The organism is Marivibrio sp., from assembly GCF_040218065.1.
Classification (GTDB): Bacteria; Pseudomonadota; Alphaproteobacteria; order UBA8366; family Aestuariispiraceae; genus Marivibrio.
In genome coordinates this window covers 24,864-43,047 of sequence record NZ_JAVJQE010000005.1, presented here as the reverse complement: position 1 = coordinate 43,047, position 18,184 = coordinate 24,864, and the positions used below count along the sequence as shown (strand labels likewise).

The window sequence follows — 18,184 nt, the reverse complement described above, 5'->3', positions numbered from 1 at the left end:
GACGGCCGGCAGTGTGACGGGATTCCGCCTAGCCGTCCATGTCGGCTCCGCCTAACCGTCCATCTCGGCTCCGCCGTCGGCGGCGGGCGCCTTGCGCGGGCGCCGCAGCAGGCGCTTCACCTCGCGCAGGTCCGCCGCGCCGGTCGCCTGAGCGGCGGCGAAATAGACCGCCGCGCCGCCCGCGACCAGGATCGCCAGCGCCGGGATCCGCAACAGCGCCGCGTCGGCGAGCCAAGCGTCCAGCGCAACCGCGCCGCCGACCAGGGCGCCCGCCATCAGCGCGCTCGCCGCGGCCATGCGGGGCAGACGCCGCGCCAGTCGGGCGTCGGCCCGGAACAGCCCGCGCCGGGCCAGGAGCGCCGCCAAGGTCGCCGCGTTGACCCAGGCCGTGATCGCGGTCGCCAGCGCGATCCCGGCGTGGGCGAGCGGACCCATCAGGATCAACGCCAACACGACATTGAGGACGACCGCCCCGGCGGCGATCTGCACCGGGGTCTTGGTGTCCTCGCGCGCCCAGAAGCCGGGCGACAGGGCCTTGATCAGCACATAGGCGGGCAGCCCGATCGCGAAGGCGCGCAGCGCGTCTGCGGTCGCGGCCGCGGCCTCCGCCCCGAAGGCGCCGCGTTGAAACAGCACGGTTACGATCGCGTCGGGAATGGCGATCAGCGCCGCCGCCGCCGGGAGGGTCAGAAGCAGCGAGATTTCGAGCGCCCGGTTCATGCTGCCGGCCGCGGCCTCGGTCTCCCCCGCCTTCAGCTGGCGCGAGAGCAGCGGCAGCAGCGCGATCCCGACCGCCACGCCGACGACGCCGAGCGGCAGCTGGTTGACCCGGTCCGCATAGTAGAGATAGCTGACCGACCCTTCGGCGAGCGTGCTGGCCAGCACGTCCCCGACCATCACGTTGATCTGGACGACGCCCGCCCCGGCGACGCCCGGCGCCATCAGCACGCCGAGCCGCTTCACCCCCAGCGTCAGGCGCGGACGCGGGACGCGCGGCAGCACGCCCGCGCGCTTCGCCGCCAGGGCCAGCATCGCGAACTGCAACGCGCCGGCCAGCGCCACGCCGTAGGCGAGCCCGGGGCCGGGTTCGGGGACGACCCCCCAATAGATCAATGCGGTCGCCGCGATCAGCACGATATTGAGCAGGATCGGCGCGGCGGCGGCGGCGGCGAAGCGGCCGTTGGCGTTGAGCGCGCCGGCCAGCAGCGCCGACAGGGTCATGAACAGAAGATAGGGAAAGGCGATCCGGCCGAGTTCCACCGTCAGCTGAAACTTCTCCGGATCGGCGCGAAAGCCGGGCGCGATCGCGCTCATGATCCACGGCATCGCCCCCATGGCGAGGATCGTGAAGACCAACATGAAGAGGGTGAGGGCCGAGGCGACCTCGCCGGCGAAGGCGCGCGCCTCCTCCGGCCCGGCGGGCGCGTCGGGGGCGTCGTCGGGTCCGCGCTCAAGCCGGCGGGAATAGAGCGGGACGAAGGCCGCGTTCATCGCCCCCTCGCCGAACAGCCGGCGGAACAGGTTGGGGAACTTGAAGGCGATGAAAAAGGCGTCGGTCACCTGACCCGCGCCCAGGACATTGGCGATCGCCACGTCCCGGATGAATCCCAGAACGCGGCTTATCATCGTCCAGCCGCCGACGGTCGCGATCGCCTTGAATAACGCCATGGCGTCTCGGATACACCCATTCGCGCCCGCTCGCCAGCGGCGGCTTGAAGGCGACTTCGGGGCGCGCGCCGATCCGCCGCGCAGAACGCGGCGTAAAAGCCGGCATGGGAAAGATGCGAAAAAAAGCCGACCTGCCGCACAAGACCTGCGCCGCCTGCGGCCGGCCTTTCGCGTGGCGCAGGAAATGGGCGGCGGTGTGGGACGAGGTTCGCTACTGCTCCGAGGCCTGCCGGCGCGCGCGCGGCAAAGCCTAGCGCGTCGCCGCCGTCGCGATCTCGGCGAAGATGGCGTCCAACTCGGCCGCCATCTCGGCCAGCCCGGCGCCGTCATAGGGCGCGAAGACCGCCGAGGGCGTGCGATAGGTCAGCGTCGCCAAGCCGGTCTCGGGATCTTCGGTCAGGTAAAAGCGTATCGGCGCCTCGATGCCCGCCGGAATCGAGGCCTCCAGCATCCGCTTGGCGAACTCGGGCCCGTAGACGCCGGCCACCATATTGCCCGGAATCTCCTCGCCGAAGCGATTCCTGACGCCGACGGTCGCGCTGGCGCGGGTGACCACAAAGACGCGCTCCTGCGCCGCCACCGCTTGGTTGAAGGCGGCGACGAGATCGGCGTAGCTCTTCTGCGTCTCGATCACCCGCACGCCGTCATAGGGATAGCCCGCCTCAGCGGCGGCGGGCGGCGGACCCGCCGCCCAGAGAGCGGCGGCGAGCGCGAGGGCGGCGGCGGGCGCGGCGAACGGCGGGCGGATCGTCATGGCGCGTCTCCTCGGGTCTCGGCGATCGGACGCAACCCTAACGCCGCCGGCCGCCTTCTCGGAAATGACGATCGCGTTATCCGGGGCCGCCGCTTGGCGTTGACTTCCCGCGCGGTCCGCCGCACGCTTTTCCCATTCGGGCGCCGGCGGGCGATCCGCAAGGGGGCTTGCGGGCCGCGCGCGCTCTGAGCGAAGAGCGACCGGCGGGTGATTTAGGGCGACGCATGAGCGGGCGATCCGGCCGAAAGGCCAGCCGACGCGATGACGGGCGCGACCAGGACGGCGGAGAGGGCGCGCGCGCCGCGCCGCCGAGTCTGGTGCACGCCACCGCGCTCGCCGTCCGCGTCGACGGGGGCCCGGGCGCGAGAGCGACGCGGGATTTCGGCGTGCTGCTGCGCGGTCCGTCCGGCGCGGGCAAATCCGACCTCGCCTTCCGGATGATCGAGGCGGGCGACGCGCGCCTGATCGCCGACGACCGCACCGACCTGACCCTCGGCCCGTCCGGCCCGATCCTTCAGGCGCCGCCGGCGCTGGCCGGACGGATAGAGCTGCGCGGCCTCGGCGTCGCGGCGCTTCGTCCGGAGGAGTGCGCGGCCTCGGCCGGGCTGAGCCTGATCGTCGACCTGGTCCCGCGCGCCGCGGTTCCACGATTGCCTGAGCCGCTGCGGGAGACGGTGCTGGGCGTCGCCGTCCCCGCCCTTCGCCTGCACGCTTTCGACGTCTCCACCCCCGCGAAGATCCGCCGCGCGCTGGCGCTGATCGCGTCGCGGGAGACCGGCGCGGACGGCGCGGACGACGACGCCGACGCCGACGCAATCGGCCCGCTTGTGAGCGGGAGCGCGTCATGACCCGCGGCGGCCCCGATCTGGTGCTGGTGACCGGCATGTCCGGCGCCGGGCGCTCCAGCGTGTTGAACGTCTTGGAGGACCTGGGTTTTGAGGCCGTCGACAATCTGCCGATCGGGTTGATCGACCGACTGGCGGCGGCCGCGCGGGAGGGCGAGGAGCGTGCGCCGATCGCGCTCGGCGTCGACATCCGCACGCGCGATTTCGACCCCGCGGCGATCGAGGCGCTGCAACGCCGGCTTGGGGCGGGGGACGGCCTGAAGCTGCGCACCCTTTTCCTGGATTGCGACGACGAGCAGCTGATCCGCCGCTTCGCCGAAACGCGCCGGCGTCATCCGCTGGCCGCCGACCGCCCGGTGGCCGACGGGATCAAGCTGGAACGGCGCGCGCTGGCGGCGCTGCGCGACGTCGCCGACGTGGTGCTGGACACGACGGAATTGACGGTCTGGGACCTGAAGCACCGCATCAAGACGCTGTTCGCCGATCCGAACGCGGCCGAAGACGGCCCGACCGTGACCGTGATGTCGTTCGCCTTCCGTCGCGGCGTCCCCCGCGAGGCGGATACGGTCTTCGACGTCCGCTTCCTCGACAATCCGCATTACGATCCGGATTTGCGCCCGCTGACGGGGCTGAACGGCGCCGTCGGCGCGCACATTGCGGCCGATCCGGATTTCGAGGGGTTCCTCGCCGAGGCGACGGCCTTGCTGGACCGCGTGCTGCCGCGCTACGAGCGCGAGGGAAAGAGCTATCTGACGATCGCCGTCGGGTGCACCGGCGGGCGCCATCGCAGCGTCTACACCGCGGAAAGGCTGGCCGACCGGCTGGCCGATGCGGGCCGGCGGGTGAATCGCTTCCACCGCGATTTGCCCGCCGACGAGCGGGACGCGGGTCCGGCGTCCGAGGCGAAACGCGACGGAATTGGGAAGGAGCGGGTCTGATGATCGGCATGGTTCTGGTGACCCACGGCAATCTGGCCGCGGAGTTCGTCTCGGCGCTGGAGCATGTGGTGGGGGAGCAGAAGCAGATCGATGCGGTCTGCATCGGCCCCGACGACGACATGGAGCAACGCCGCGCCGAGATCCTGGAGAAGGTCGGCGCGGTCGACGCGGGCGAGGGCGTCGTGCTGCTGACCGACATGTTCGGCGGCACGCCCTCGAATCTCGCGATCTCCATCATGGACAAGGCCAAGGTGGAGGTGATCGCCGGGCTGAATCTGCCGATGCTGGTGAAGCTCGCCTCAGTCCGCGGGCAAGAGCCGCTGGACCGCGCGGTCGCCGCCGCCCAGGACGCCGGCGTCAAGTACATCAACGTGGCGAGCGCCCTTCTGACCCGATAAAGCGGAGCCTATGAAAGAAACCGTCCCCGCCCCCGTCCCCGCCCCCGTCCCCGCCGAGTCGGCCATGCCCGCCCGTACGCTGACCATCTGCAATCGCCGCGGCCTGCACGCCCGCGCCGCGGCCAAGTTCGTCAAGACCTGCGAGACGTTCGAGGCCGACGTCGCGGTGGAGAAGGACGGCCAAAGCGTCGGGGGCCTCTCGATCATGGGGTTGATGATGCTCGGCGCGCACCCTGGCGCGCAGATCACGGTGAGCGCCGAGGGCGCGGACGCCGAGGCGGCGCTCGACGCGCTGCAGGCGCTGGTCGAGGCCGGCTTCCACGAGACCGATTGAGCCGAACAGGGTCGCCGCGGGGGACGAATCGTCGATGGCCGAAAAACGGGCCGAAGAACGGGTGCTGCAAGGGATCGGGGTGTCGCCCGGCGTCGCCGAAGGGCCGCTGATCGCCGTCGACCTCGGCGGCCTGCAGGCCTCGGTCCGGCGCGTCAAGGCGAAGGAAACCGCCGAAGAGGTCGCCCGGCTGGAGGCGGCGCTGGAGACGGCGCGCCGACAGTTGAAGGCCGCGCGCCTGCGGGGGCGCCGCCGCAAGGGCCCGGCCGCCGAAGAAATCGGTATGGTGCTGGAAGCGCATCTGCAGATGCTTTCCAGCTCGCGTCTGGTGCGCGGCGCGAGAGCGCGGATCGAGCAGGACCGGCTGAACGCGGAAGCCGCGCTGATCCGGGAAATCGAGGCGCTGGCCCAAGGCTTCGAGGCGATGGCGGACGGCTATCTCGCCGAGCGGGCTGAGGATGTGCGCGAGGTCGGCCGCCGCGTCCTGCGCACGCTGCAGGGCGGCGCCACGAATCCCTTCCAGACGCTGCAGGAGGGCGCCCTGGCGGCGGCCGGCGCGGTGAGCCCCGCCGACGTGGCCCAGATGAACCCGCAACGCGTCGCCGGCTTCGCCGCCGCGCTGGGCGGCGCGCAAGGGCACACGGCGATCCTGGCGCGCTCGCTCGGCCTTCCGGCGGTGCTCGGCGCGGTCGGCTTGATGGAGGCGCTGGCCGAGGCGGCGCGCGACCGCGAGGAGGCCGCGGCCAAGGGTCGCGACAGCCCCGGCGTGCCGGCGATCCTGGACGGCGCGGAGGGCGTCGTCGTTCTGAACCCGAGCGACGAGACGCGCCGACGCTATCGCGAGCGGCGCGCGCGGCTGGCGCGCGAAGCGCGCAAGCTTGAACGGCTGCGCGACCGACCGGCAGAGACCCGCGACGGTGTGCGCATCGCCCTGCAGGCCAATCTCGACCTGCCGATGGAAGCCGCGGCGGCGCTGGAGAACGGGGCGGAGGGGGTCGGCCTGTTCCGCACGGAATTTCTTTACATGAACGTCGACCGTCCGCCGGACGAGGAGGAGCAGACCGCCGTCCTGTCGGACGTGGTCGAGGCCATGGCCGGGCGAACCGTCACCATCCGCACGATGGACGTCGGCGGCGAGAAACTGACCCGCGCTTTGGGACCGGACGTGGCGGGCGGCGAAAACCCGGCGTTGGGACTGCGCGCGATCCGGCTGTCCTTGAAGGCGCCCAAGCTGTTGGAGGTGCAACTGGCGGCCATCCTGCGCGCGGGCGCGCGGGGGCCGGTGCGCATCCTGCTGCCGATGATCACCACGCCGGGCGAAGTGCGCCGGGTGCGCGAGGCCTTGAAGAAGGTGCGCCGCCGCCTGACCCGCCAAGGCGTCCCCCAGGCTGAGGACGTCCCGCCGCTGGGCGTGATGATCGAGACGCCGGGCGCCGCGCTGTCGGCCGACGCGCTGGCGCAGGTCAGCGACTTCTTCGCCATCGGCACCAACGATCTGACGATGTACACGCTGGCCGTCGACCGCGCGGACGAGCAGGTGGCGGCGCTTTACAATCCGCTGCACCCGGCGGTGCTGCGGCTGATCGAGTTTTCGGTCCAGGCGGCCTTACGCGCGCGCCTGCCTGTCAGCGTGTGCGGGGAAGTGGCCGGCGACCCGCGCTTCAGCGGTCTGTTGGCCGGCCTCGGCGTGCGGGACCTGTCGATGAGCGCGCCCGCCATTCCCCGCGTGAAGCAGCGGGTGCTGACCCTCGATTCGGCCGCCTGCGCGCAGCGCGCCCGCGCCATCGTCGACAGCCCGGATTCGGGCCGTATCGCCAGCCTGTTGGACGATTTGAACGGGCTGGGTTGACGCCGCGGCGGACGCGTCTCCCCGTCAGTGCAAGGGCTTTGCAGCCTCGGCGCGGATAGGGCAGGCTAACGGGCGCAAAAAGGCGGCGGGCGCGCTTAGAAGCCCTACGAAAAAAGCCCGCGCCAAGCCATCAAGGGAGGCGAACACACCATGACGTTCCGAAACGGTAAGACCGCGCTGGCCGGACTGCTGACGGCCGCCGGCGTTGCGTTGGCGGCGCAGGGCGCGCTGGCGCAAGAGGTTACGCTGCGCCTGCACCAGTTCCTGCCGCCGCAGGCGACCGTGCCGTCCAAGGCGATCGACCCGTGGATCGAGGCGGTCGAGGCTGACTCGGGCGGGCGCATCGAAATCCAGCATTTCCCCGCCATGCAGTTGGGCGGCGCGCCGCCGTCGCTGTTCGATCAAGCGCGCGACGGGGTGGTCGACATCGTCTGGACCGTGTTGGGCTACACGCCCGGGCGCTTCAACAAGACGGAGGCCTTCGAACTCCCCTTCATGGTCACGACCGGCGAGGCGACCAGCCGCGCCTTCCACGAATATGTGCAAGCCAACGCCTTGGACGAGTTCGCGGACGTCCAGCCGCTGGTCCTCCACACCCACGGGCCGGGCTTGCTGCACGTGCGCGGCGACGGCGTGGCCTCGCTCGACGACATGGAGGGGCTGAAGGTCCGCGGGCCGACCCGTGTCATCACCGGCATGCTGGAGGCCCTCGGGGCCTCGGCCGTCGGCATGCCCGTGCCGGCCGTGCCGGAGGCGCTCTCCAAGGGCGTGATCGACGGCGCGGTGATCCCGTGGGAGGTGACCGTGCCGCTGAAGATCCCCGAGCTGGTCGACACCCACACCGGCTTCGAGGGCGCCAACGGCCTCTACACCGCGACCTTCGCCATGGTGATGAACCAGGACGCCTACGACGCGCTGCCGGACGACCTGAGGGCGGTGATCGACGCCCATAGCGGGGTCGAGGCCGCGGCCATGTTCGGGGCCGCCATGGACGCCGGAGACGCCGTCGGGCTGGAGCGCGCGCAGGCCGGCGGCAACACCATCCGCATGCTGGACCCGGCCCCCTGGAAGGAGGCCGCCCAGCCGACGATTGACGGCTGGATCGCCGAGATGAACGAAGCCGGCCACGACGGCGCGGCGCTGGTCGAGGAAGCCCGCGCGTTGATCGAGAAGCATTCGAAGTGAGGCGACGCCGGTCGGGGGGCCTTGCGCTTCCCGATCGGCCGACCCGCGCTCTGCGTCGGCCCGGCCGAAGAGCCGGGCCAACCGGTGCATGACGCCCCCGTGCGAGCGAAGGTCATCCAGCGGTTCCCCCGGCTCTTCGGCCGGGACGACGAGAGCGGAGCCTCATATCCTGTCATTTGCTGAAGCGGCCTCTCCATGCTCCACCGCCTGATCCATCGCCTGGCCGCCGCGCTTGCGCTTGCGGGCGGGGCCGTGCTGGTCGCCATGACGGCGCTGACCGTCGCCAGCGTGACCGGGCGGGCGCTGATCCCGCTCGGGCTGGATTCCGTGCCGGGGGCCTATGAGTTGGTGGAGCTCGGCTCCGCCTTCGCGATCTTCGCCTTCCTGCCCTGGTGTCAGCTCAATCGCGGCCACGTGACGGTCGATCTGGCGATGAACCTGGTCGGCTTTCGCGGCAACCGGATCGCCGACCTCCTCGCCAACCTCCTGATGACGGCGGCGGCGGGCGTGCTGGCCTGGCGCTTGTGGCTCGGCATGTTGGACAAGCAGCGCTACGGCGAGACCACCTACATTCTGGGTCTGCCGCTGTGGATCGGCTACGCCGCCGCGGCCGTCGGCGCGATCCTGTTCGTGATCGTCAGCGCCTACACCGTCTGGCGCAGCGCGGCCGAATGGCGCGCCGGGCGCTGGCTTGAGGACGGCGGGCGATGAGCGGTATCGAGCTCGCGCTGCTCTCCTTCCCGGTGCTGATGGCGCTGATCTTCCTGCGCATTCCCATCGGGCTCGCCATGCTGCTGGTGGGTTTCGCCGGCGTCTGGCTGGTGACGGGCAGCGAGCGGCCGATCCTGGCGCAGCTCAAGACCACGCCGTTCGACACCTTCTCCAGCTATTCGCTCTCCATCGTGCCGCTGTTCCTGCTGATGGGGCAGTTCGCGACCAAAGGCGGCATGTCGCGCGCGCTGTTCCGCGCGGCCGAAACCTGGCTCGGCCACCGCAAGGGCGGGGTGGCGATGGCCGCCGTCGGCGCCTGCGGGGCGTTTGGCGCGATCTGCGGCTCCTCGCTGGCGACGGCGGCGACGATGGGCCAGGTGGCGCTGCCCGAACTGCGGCGCTTCGGCTATTCGGGGGCGCTGTCGACCGGCTGCCTCGCGGCCGGCGGCACGCTGGGCATCCTGATCCCGCCGTCGGTCATTCTGGTGATCTACGCCATCCTGACCGAACAGAACATCGCCAAGCTGTTCGTCGCCGCCTTCATCCCCGGCTTCCTGGCGGCCTTCGGCTACATGCTGACGATAGCGATCTACGTACGCCTGAAGCCCGACGCCGCGGGTCAGCGCCCGAAAAGCGAAGGCGGCGAGCGCTGGCGCGCGCTGATGGAGGTCTGGCCGGTCCTGGCGATCTTCCTGATCGTGATCGGCGGCATCTACGCCGGCTGGTTCACGCCGACCGAAGGCGCGGCCGTCGGGGCGGCCGGCACGGGTCTCGTCGCCTGGATCAACGGCGGGCTGGACCGTCAGGGTCTGAAGGAGGCGCTGCTCAAGACCGCGATTTCCACCGGCATGATCTTCTTCATCATCCTGGGTGCGGCGGTCTTCAACAGCTTCCTCGCCTTCTCGCAATTGCCGCAGGCGGCGGCCGGCTTCGTCGGCGAGCTGGGGTGGAGCCCCTGGCTGGTGCTGACGGTGATCCTGATGACCTATCTGATCTTCGGCTGCATCATGGATTCGCTCTCCATGATCCTGCTGACGATCCCGATCTTCTTCCCGATGGTGATGGCGCTCGATTTCGGGCTGACGCCGGAACAGACGGCGCTTTGGTTCGGCATCCTGGTGCTGATCGTGGTCGAGGTCGGCCTGATCACGCCGCCGGTGGGCATGAACCTGTTCGTCATCAATTCGATGGCGGACGGGGTCTCGATCGGCCAGACCTACCGCGGCGCCGCGCCCTTCATCTTGAGCGATTTCGTCCGGGTGGCGATCCTTGTCGCCTTTCCCGGGATCACGCTCGCTCTGGTCGAGCTGTTGTTCTAGGGAGGCGGCGATGACCACGACCCGAACCCAAGTCTGCATCATCGGCGCCGGCCCGGCCGGCCTGCTGCTGGGTCAGCTTTTGCACAAGGCGGGGATTGAGGCGGTGATCCTTGAGCGCCGGTCGGCCGAGTACGTGCTGAGCCGCATCCGCGCCGGCGTGCTGGAGGAGGGGACCGTCGGGCTGCTCGATCGCGCCGGCTGCGGCGCGCGGGCGCACGCCGAGGGGTTGCGGCACGAAGGGGTCAATCTCTCCTTCGACGGCCGCCTTCACCGCATCGACCTGGCGGCGGCGACGGGCGGAAAGTCCGTGCTGGTCTACGGCCAGACGGAGGCGACGAAGGATTTGATGGACGCCCGCGCGGCGGAAGGTCTGGTCACGCACTACGAGGCGGAGGAGGTCGAGCCGCACGATTTCGACACGGATCGTCCTTTCGTCACCTTCGCCCAGGGCGGCGCGACGCAGCGCATCGACTGCGACGTGATCGCGGGCTGCGACGGCTATCACGGCGTCAGCCGCCCGAGCGTCCCGGATGACGCGATCCGCACCTATGAGAGGGTCTATCCCTTCGGCTGGATGGGAATCCTCGCCGACGTCCCGCCGGTGGAGGAGGAGCTGATCTACGCCAACCACGAACGCGGCTTCGCGCTGTGCTCCATGCGCAGCCGCGCCCGCTCGCGCTATTACGTGCAGTGCCCGCTGGACGACAAAGTCGAGGACTGGTCGGACGATCGCTTCTGGGACGAGCTGCGCCGGCGCCTGCCGGCGGCGACCGCGGAGGCGGTGACGACCGGCCCCTCGATCGAGAAGTCGATCGCCCCCTTGCGCTCCTTCGTCGCCGAGCCCTTGCGGTTCGGGCGGCTGTTCCTGGCGGGCGACGCGGGCCACATCGTGCCGCCGACCGGGGCGAAGGGACTGAACCTGGCGGCGAGCGACGTGCATTATCTGGCCGACGCGCTGACCGCCTTCTTCCTGGAGCGCGACGCCGGCGCCCTCGAACGCTATTCCGAGCGCGCGCTAGCCCGGGTCTGGAAGGCGGTGCGCTTCAGCTGGTGGTTCACCTCGATGATGCACGTCTTTCCCGACCAGGGCGCCTTCGGCCAGAAGATCCAGGAGGCGGAGCTCGACTATCTCACGGGCTCAGACGCCGCGACGACCTCGTTGGCCGAGAATTACGTGGGCTTGCCTTACTGAGGGCGCGGGCGCCCCCGCGAAGGCGGGGGCCTCAGGCGGCTCGCGCTGCGGTCCGAGCGCGCCCGAAAAGGCCCCCGCCGTCGCGGGGACTCCCTCCGGCTTTCGGCGGCGCTCCAGCCTCCCCGCGAAAGCGGGGACCTGATGGCGTCGCGGACCGATTGTCGTCCCGGCCTTGCCGTCAGAGCGATCGATCAACGCGCCGCCTTTGACGCAATCCCCGCCGCCCCCTATAGAGCGGCCATGACAGAGCCCCCTTGCCTCGAGATTTTGGCCAAAGCGGAAACCGGCGGCCTGCCCGCCCGGCGCGCGGCCTTCCAGCTGCTGGCCGCCGTCGCCATGCGCAACCAGGCCTTAGACGACGCGTTGGAGAAGACGCCGGCGCTGTCCGAGATCGCCGAGGCGCGCGACCGCGCTTTCGCGCGCGCGCTGGCGCTGACCGTGCTGCGCCGGCAGGGGCAGCTCGACCAACTGATCGACCGCTATCTGGCCCGCGAGCCCAAGGGCAAGGCCCAGTCGGTGCGTCTCGTCCTGCGCCTTGGCGCCGCGCAGCTGATCTTCCTTGGCACGCCGCCTCACGCCGCGGTGGCGACGTCGGTCGACCTGGCGGAGGCCGAGACTCTCGCGGCCTTCAAGGGGTTGATCAACGCCATCCTGCGCAAGATCGCCAAGGACGGCGCCGATGTCGCGCGCAAACAGGAGGCCGGCCGGCTCAACACGCCGGCCTGGCTGCGCGAGTCGTGGGAGAGCGCTTACGGCCAGGCGGCCGCGCGCGCGATCGGAGAGGCGCATCTGGCCGAGCCGCCGCTCGATCTCACCCTGAAGCCGGAGGAGGACGCCGCCCTTTGGGCCGATCGCCTGAGCGGAACCGCGTTGGAGCCGCAGACGGTGCGCCTACCCGCCACCGGCGACGTGCGCCGACTGGCGGGATTCGACGAGGGCCGCTGGTGGGTGCAGGACGCCGCCGCCGCTCTGCCCGCGCGCCTCCTGGAGGCCGCGGCCGGCGGACTTTCCGGCAAAGACGTGATCGACCTGTGCGCCGCGCCCGGCGGGAAGACGGCGCAGCTCTGCGCCGCCGGGGCGAGGGTGACGGCCGTCGATCGCTCAAAGCCCCGGCTCGCGCGGCTGACGGAGAATCTCCAGCGCCTCGACCTGTCGGCCGAGGTGATCGCCGCCGACGCAGAGACCTGGCGGCCCGAGGCGCCCGTCGACGCCGTCCTGCTGGACGCGCCCTGCAGCGCGACCGGCACGCTGCGCCGGCATCCGGACATCGCGCAGCTGAAGGGCCCGGCCGACGTCGCGCGCCTGGCCGCGCTGCAGCGCCGTCTGATCGTCGCGGCGCTCGCCATGCTCAAGCCGGGCGGGCTGTTGCTCTACGCCACCTGTTCGCTGCAGCCGGAGGAGGGAGAGCGCGCGATCGCCGAGCTGCTCGACGGCGCTCTCGACGGGGCCGGCCCATGCGCTATGCTGCCGATCGAGGCCGCCTGGCTCGGCGGCTTCGTTGAGGCCCGAACGCCGTCGGGCGGGCTGCGGACGCTGCCCTACATGCGGGGCGAGGCGGGCGGCTGCGACGGGTTCTATGCGGCCTTGATCCAAAAGCCGGCGGGGTGACGGTTTCCCCGCCTCATAAGCGTGAGCGGGAGGAAACAGACATCATGCGGCTGAAAGACAAGATCGCGCTCGTCACGGGCGCGGCGTCGGGCTTCGGCGAAGGAATCGCCAAGCGCTTCGCGCAAGAGGGCGCCAAAATCCTGGTCGCCGACATCCAGGACGAAGCGGGCCGTCGCGTCGCCTCGGAGATCGGCGAGGCCGCGACCTTCGTCCATTGCGACGTCACCCGCGAGGCCGATTGGAAAGCCGCCGTGCAGGAGGCGATCGACCAGTTCGGCCATCTCGACATCGTGGTCAACAACGCCGGCTACAGCCACTACAACCAGCCGCTGCTCGACGTCGACGAGGCGGAGTTCGACCGCGTCTACGCGGTCAATGTGAAGAGCCTGTACCTCTCCGCGCAGGTCGTCGTGCCGGTCTTCCGCGCGCAGGAAGGCGGCTGTTTCCTCAATATCGCGTCCACCGCCGGCGTGCGGCCGCGGCCGGGCCTCAGCTGGTACAACAGCTCGAAATTCGCGGCGATCGGGATCACGAAATCCATGGCGGTCGAACTCGCCCCGGAGAAAATCCGAGTCTGCGCGCTGAACCCCGTCGCCGGCGAGACGCCGCTGCTGGAGCGCTTCATGGGCGAAGACACGCCGGAGAAGCGCGCCGCCTTCAAAGGCACCATCCCGCTGGGCCGGCTGTCGACGCCGACCGACATCGCCAACGCCGCCCTCTTCCTGTGCTCCGACGAAGCGGAATTCCTGACCGGCGTCTGCCTGGAGGTGGACGGCGGGCGCTGCATCTAGGGTCCGGCCTTCTCTTCCCCCTCCGCCTTCATGGGAGAGGGTCGGAGAGAGAGCGGGCGCCGTCAGGCGCAAGAGACTGATCCCGGCGCAGCGCCGGGTCGATTTTCTGGTCGAAGATCGAGCCGCTGCAACCTGCCCCTTAAAGGGGGAAAAGAGCGCCCTTTACGCCGTCTCCGCCTCGCGGCGGCGACGGTCGCGTTTGCGCTCATGCGGGTCGAGGATCGCCTTGCGCAGGCGGATCGATTTGGGCGTCACCTCGACGCGCTCGTCGTCCTCGATATAGGCGAGCGCCTCCTCCAGCGTCCGGCGGATCGGGTTGGTCAGCCGCACCGCGTCGTCCTTGCCGGCGGCGCGGATGTTGGTGAGCTGCTTGCCCTTCAGCGGGTTCACTTCTAGGTCCTGGCCCTTGTTGTGCTCCCCTAAGATCATGCCGGGATAGACGTCCTCGCCCGCGCCGATGAAAAGCGGGCCGCGCTCCTCCAAGTTCCACAGCGCGTAGGCGACGGCCTTGCCCTGTTCGGCGGAGATCAGCACGCCTTCGCGCCGGCCGGGGATCGCCCCCTTGTAGGGCGCGTAGCCGGTGAAGAGCCGCGAGATGACGCCGGTGCCGCGCGTGTCGGCCAGGAACTCGCCCTGATAGCCGATCAGCCCGCGCGAGGGGATGGTGAAGGCGAGGCGCGTCTTGCCGCCGCCCGACGGGCGCATTTCGGTCAGTTCGCCCTTGCGCAGGCCCAGCTTCTCGACGACGACGCCGGAGAACTCCTCGTCGACGTCGATCTGCACCTCCTCCATCGGCTCGAGGCGCTCGCCGCCCTCGCCGGTCTGGAACAGGACGCGCGGCGGACCGACGGTCAGCTCGTAGCCCTCGCGGCGCATGGTCTCCAGCAACACGCCCAGCTGCAATTCGCCGCGGCCCGCCACTTCATAGGCGTCCTTGTCCGCGGTCTCGGAAATGCGCAGCGCCACGTTGCCTTCCGATTCCTTCTGCAGCCGGTCGCCGATCATGCGGCCGGTCAGCTTGTCGCCCTCGCGGCCCGCCAGCGGGCTGTCATTGACCGAGACGGTCATCGCCATGGTCGGCGGCGAGATCGGGCGCGCCGGGATCGGCTCCGAGACGCCCTGCTCGCAGATCGTATCGGCGACCGTCGTCTTGGAGAGGCCGGCGACGCAGATCAGGTCGCCGGCTTCCGCGCGCTCCACCGGCTCGCGGTTGAGGCCGCGGAAGGCCAGCAGCTTGGTCAGCCGCGCGCGCTCCAGCTCCTTGCCCTCGCGCGACAGCGTGCGGACCGTCTGGCCCATTTGCACCGACCCGCTTTCGATGCGGCCGGTCAGGATGCGGCCCAGGAACGGATCGTATTCCAACGTGGTCGCCAACATGCGGAAGGGACCGGAGGGATCGGCGTCGGGGGCCTTCACATGGCTTTCGACGGTCTCAAACAGCGGCGTGAGGTCGTCGCGCGCCGCGTCGATCTCGCGCGTCGCCCAGCCTTCCTTGGCGGAGGCGTAGATCACGGGGAAGTCCAGCTGTTCCTCGTCCGCGTCGAGCGCCGCGAATAGATCGAAGACCTGATCGACGACCCAATCCGGCCGGGCGTCGGGCTTGTCGACCTTGTTGACGACGACGATGGGTTTCAGGCCCAAGGACAGGGCCTTCATCAGCACGAACTTGGTCTGGGGCATCGGCCCGTCGGCCGCATCGACCAGCAGCAGCGCGCCGTCGACCATGGAGAGGATGCGCTCCACCTCGCCGCCGAAATCGGCGTGGCCGGGCGTGTCGACGATGTTGAGGCGCAACCCTTTCCAGTCGACCGAGGTGCATTTCGCGAGGATGGTGATGCCCCGCTCGCGCTCCAGATCGTTGGAGTCCATGGCGCGCTCCGCCACCGCCTGGTTGGCGCGCACCGCGCCCGATTGCTGCAGCAGCCGGTCGACCAGCGTCGTCTTGCCGTGGTCGACGTGGGCGATGATGGCGATGTTGCGCAGCTGAGCCGCCGTTTTGGGCGCGCTGTCGGTCATGGGTTCGTCCTTGTCCGCAAGAGAAAGCGGGCGGGCGGTCTGCTCCGCCGGCCCCGCGGGCGTCCTATACGCCTATACCGACCGCACTGCAACAAACCGCGCGCCCGGCGGCGTCCCGCCCCCGCGCGAGTCCGGGCGCGAGAGCTTCGCCTCTAAGCGCGCAGCTCCTGCAGGAACTCGTCCACCTGTCGGCCAAGCTGAGCGGCCTGGCCGTCGAGCGCGCGCGAGGAGGTCTGCACCTCGCGCGCGCCGGCGCCGGTCGATTCCGAACGCTCGCGCATCACCGCAACGGAGCGCGAGGAGGCGTCGGAGCTCGAGGACGCCTCGCCGGCGGAGCGGGCGATCTCGCCCGTCGCCGCCCCCTGCTCCTCCACGGCGGAGGCGATCGCCGCCGCGATCTCGTTCAGCTGACGGATCACGTCTTCGATCTCCTGCATCGCGTCGGCGGTCTGGCCGGTCGCCTCCTGCACGCCGCCGATCTGCGCGCTGATGCGTTGGGTCGCCCGGCCGGTCTGCTCGGCCAGCGACTTCACCTCCTCGGCCACGACGGCGAAGCCCTTGCCGGCCTCGCCGGCGCGCGCCGCCTCGATGGTGGCGTTGAGCGCCAACAGATTGGTCTGCTCCGCGATCTCGGAGATCAGCTCGGTCACGTCGCCGATCTCGCGCGTGGCGCCGACCAGCTCCTCCATCCGCCGGACCGCGGAGGTCGCAAGCCGTTCGGCCCGCACGGCGATGTCGGTCGAGGTTTGAACCTGCTTCGAGATCTCCTGAATCGACGCCCCGAGCTCCTCGGCCGAGGAGGCGACGGTCTGCACCGAGCCGGAGCTTTCGGCGGTCGCCTGTTCGGCGCGCCCGGCCTCCTCGACGGCGCCGTCGACGCTCTCCACCATTTGGTCCGCAGTGCCGGAGAGCCGGCGTGCAGCCTCACGCACCTGCTCGACCACGCCCTTTACCGAGTCCTCGAACCGGGCCGCCAGCGCCAGCTGAGCCTCGCGCCGTTCGCGCCGCTGGGCTTCGCGGGCTTCAGCCTCGCGGGCTTCGACCTGCTTTTGCTCGGCTTGCAGCTCGCGCACGCGCTCGGCGTTCTCGCGGAACACTTCTACGGCCCGGGCCATAGCGCCGACTTCGTCCGCGCGGCTTTGATACGGCACCTGAAGCGCCAGATCCCCCTCGCGCATCCGATCCATCACGCCGCTCATCACGGAGATGGGACGGGAGACCGAGCGGCCCAACAGCACGGCGAGAATCAGCCCGCCGACGACCGCGCCCAGCACCGCGGCCGGGATGATCGATTGCTCCACCTGCGTGCGCGCGGCGATCTCATCGTTAATCGCTTCGACGGCCGCCTCGACCGCGGCGCCGAAGCCGGCGCGCGCGACCGCGCCCTCGTCGACAGCCTGACGCTTGGCGGCGTCGGCGGCGGCGAAGCGGGCGAAACCGGCCTCGAAAGCGGCGGCGTTCGTTTCGATCTCGTCAACCTGGGCGAAGGCTTCAGGCTCCAGCGGCAGCACCAGGATCGCGGACGCCGCCTGCCGCAGCGCCGCAAGCCGTTCGACGACCTCGTCGGCGAGCGCCTCACGCTCGACGCCGGGCTGCGAATAGATTTGCACGACGCCGTCCAGCGCGCGCGCCGCGCCCGCGATGCGCCCGGCCTCCCGCAGCAACTCGCCCGAGGCGCGCGCCAGCGCGAAGCCCTCATTCTCCGCCGCCGCGAGCTCCTCGAACGCCTCACCCTGACGGCGGATGACGGCGCCGGTGAAGAGTTGCGCCTTGGCGATCATCTCCGCCATCGCCTCATGCCGGGCGGGCGGCGCGAAAGGCTGGGACAGCAGATCGCCGAATTCGGTCTGCAGCGCGCGCACGGTGCTCAACACCGTCTGACTCGGGCGCTCGTCCGGCGTGCCGGTCGTGAAGTCGGCCAGGATCTCCGCCTTTTCGACGGTCGCCTCCAAGAGCGCCGCCCCCGCCGTGCGGTCCGCCTCGTCCCGGTCGTTGCGGAACTGCAGATGGTGGATGCGCACCTGGGCGAGGTCTGTGTAAATCGCGCGCGCGTCGCTCAAGATCATCTGCTGGGTCTGACGCTGGGCGCGGACCTCGGAGAGCGCCTCCCGGGCGCTGGCGCTTTTCGCGTCCGCTTCGGCGGCGAGCGTCTCGGCCGCGCCGATCAGGCTGGCCGCGCCGGCGTCGAGGGCGGCCTTCTCGTCCGCGTAGCGCCGCACCTGCCCGATCAGCGCGCCGAGCGCCTGGTCAAGCGCGGCGAGCTCGGCGTCCGCGGCGCGCAGAGACCCGGAACCCGCCTCGATCGCCTCCTGGTCGATCAGGCCGGCGATCGCCGTCTCCAAGGCGGCGATCTCGCCCGCGGCGCGCTCAAGGGCGGACGGGTCGTTCTCGAGCGCGCCGCGTTCGATCGCGGCCCCGGTCTCGCTCGCCGACAATTCCAACGCTGCGATTTCGGTCTTGGCGTCGAGAAAACCGGTCAGCGCGCCGATGCCGAACCAGCCGAAGCCGCCAACCACCATAACGAGAAAAATGACAGCGGCGAATCCGGCCGCGATCTTATGCGTAAGTCTCATCGAACC

The 18,184-nt window shown here is 70.5% G+C and carries 16 protein-coding genes; 12 read left to right on the top strand and 4 right to left on the bottom strand.

Annotated features, from left to right (window positions below; all coding sequences use genetic code 11):
- Positions 1-51: 51 nt before the first annotated feature.
- The gene (gene murJ, locus RIB45_RS02500; protein WP_350048434.1) at positions 52-1,668 is read right to left on the bottom strand and encodes a murein biosynthesis integral membrane protein MurJ; all 1,617 of its coding nucleotides are present in this window, start codon (positions 1,666-1,668) and stop codon (positions 52-54) included.
- A 113-nt stretch (positions 1,669-1,781) separates the two neighbouring features.
- On the opposite strand from murJ, the gene RIB45_RS02495 reads away from it, so the two are divergent.
- Complete coding sequence (locus RIB45_RS02495; protein WP_350048432.1) at positions 1,782-1,922, top strand: DUF2256 domain-containing protein; 141 nt, start codon at positions 1,782-1,784, stop codon at positions 1,920-1,922.
- Here the strand turns inward: RIB45_RS02495 and RIB45_RS02490 are convergent.
- Entirely contained in the window at positions 1,919-2,422 is a 504-nt protein-coding gene (locus RIB45_RS02490) for a DUF302 domain-containing protein (protein WP_350048430.1), read from the bottom strand. The two genes, RIB45_RS02495 and RIB45_RS02490, sit on opposite strands and share 4 nt — an antisense overlap.
- Positions 2,423-2,646: 224 nt before the next feature.
- Between RIB45_RS02490 and RIB45_RS02485 the strand changes: the two genes are divergently transcribed.
- From RIB45_RS02485 to RIB45_RS02435, 11 genes are all read left to right on the top strand, one after another.
- Positions 2,647-3,270 (top strand): HPr kinase/phosphorylase, encoded by a 624-nt coding sequence (locus RIB45_RS02485; RefSeq protein WP_350048428.1) that lies wholly within the window; start codon positions 2,647-2,649, stop codon positions 3,268-3,270.
- Positions 3,267-4,205, top strand: a complete 939-nt coding sequence (gene rapZ / locus RIB45_RS02480; RefSeq protein WP_350048426.1) for an RNase adapter RapZ — start codon at positions 3,267-3,269, stop codon at positions 4,203-4,205. Before RIB45_RS02485 ends, rapZ begins: the two co-directional genes overlap by 4 nt.
- On the top strand, positions 4,205-4,603 hold the full coding sequence (locus RIB45_RS02475) for a PTS sugar transporter subunit IIA (RefSeq protein WP_350048424.1): 399 nt from the start codon (positions 4,205-4,207) through the stop codon (positions 4,601-4,603). Before rapZ ends, RIB45_RS02475 begins: the two co-directional genes overlap by 1 nt.
- A gap of 64 nt (positions 4,604-4,667) precedes the next feature.
- Positions 4,668-4,937 carry an HPr family phosphocarrier protein gene (locus RIB45_RS02470; RefSeq protein ID WP_502882550.1) on the top strand — a complete coding sequence of 90 codons (270 nt, stop codon included), beginning with the start codon at positions 4,668-4,670 and terminating at the stop codon, positions 4,935-4,937.
- A gap of 34 nt (positions 4,938-4,971) precedes the next feature.
- Positions 4,972-6,783, top strand: coding sequence for a phosphoenolpyruvate--protein phosphotransferase (gene ptsP / locus RIB45_RS02465; protein ID WP_350048420.1), 1,812 nt, complete (start codon positions 4,972-4,974; stop codon positions 6,781-6,783).
- 150 nt (positions 6,784-6,933) lie between these two features.
- Complete coding sequence (locus RIB45_RS02460) at positions 6,934-7,968, top strand: TRAP transporter substrate-binding protein (protein WP_350048418.1); 1,035 nt, start codon at positions 6,934-6,936, stop codon at positions 7,966-7,968.
- A gap of 195 nt (positions 7,969-8,163) precedes the next feature.
- Positions 8,164-8,679: a TRAP transporter small permease gene (locus tag RIB45_RS02455; RefSeq protein ID WP_350048416.1), complete on the top strand. Its 516-nt coding sequence runs from the start codon at positions 8,164-8,166 to the stop codon at positions 8,677-8,679.
- Positions 8,676-9,998, top strand: coding sequence for a TRAP transporter large permease (locus RIB45_RS02450; protein WP_350048414.1), 1,323 nt, complete (start codon positions 8,676-8,678; stop codon positions 9,996-9,998). Before RIB45_RS02455 ends, RIB45_RS02450 begins: the two co-directional genes overlap by 4 nt.
- A gap of 10 nt (positions 9,999-10,008) precedes the next feature.
- Positions 10,009-11,190 carry a 4-hydroxybenzoate 3-monooxygenase gene (gene pobA / locus RIB45_RS02445; protein WP_350048412.1) on the top strand — a complete coding sequence of 394 codons (1,182 nt, stop codon included), beginning with the start codon at positions 10,009-10,011 and terminating at the stop codon, positions 11,188-11,190.
- A 240-nt stretch (positions 11,191-11,430) separates the two neighbouring features.
- Positions 11,431-12,798 (top strand): RsmB/NOP family class I SAM-dependent RNA methyltransferase, encoded by a 1,368-nt coding sequence (locus tag RIB45_RS02440; RefSeq protein WP_350048410.1) that lies wholly within the window; start codon positions 11,431-11,433, stop codon positions 12,796-12,798.
- 44 nt (positions 12,799-12,842) lie between these two features.
- Positions 12,843-13,589, top strand: a complete 747-nt coding sequence (locus RIB45_RS02435; protein WP_350048408.1) for an SDR family oxidoreductase — start codon at positions 12,843-12,845, stop codon at positions 13,587-13,589.
- A gap of 162 nt (positions 13,590-13,751) precedes the next feature.
- Here the strand turns inward: RIB45_RS02435 and typA are convergent, their stop codons facing one another.
- Positions 13,752-15,605, bottom strand: a complete 1,854-nt coding sequence (typA, locus tag RIB45_RS02430) for a translational GTPase TypA (protein WP_350048406.1) — start codon at positions 15,603-15,605, stop codon at positions 13,752-13,754.
- Between the two features lie 152 nt (positions 15,606-15,757).
- Positions 15,758-18,178 carry a methyl-accepting chemotaxis protein gene (locus RIB45_RS02425; RefSeq protein ID WP_350048404.1) on the bottom strand — a complete coding sequence of 807 codons (2,421 nt, stop codon included), beginning with the start codon at positions 18,176-18,178 and terminating at the stop codon, positions 15,758-15,760.
- Positions 18,179-18,184: the final 6 nt, after the last annotated feature.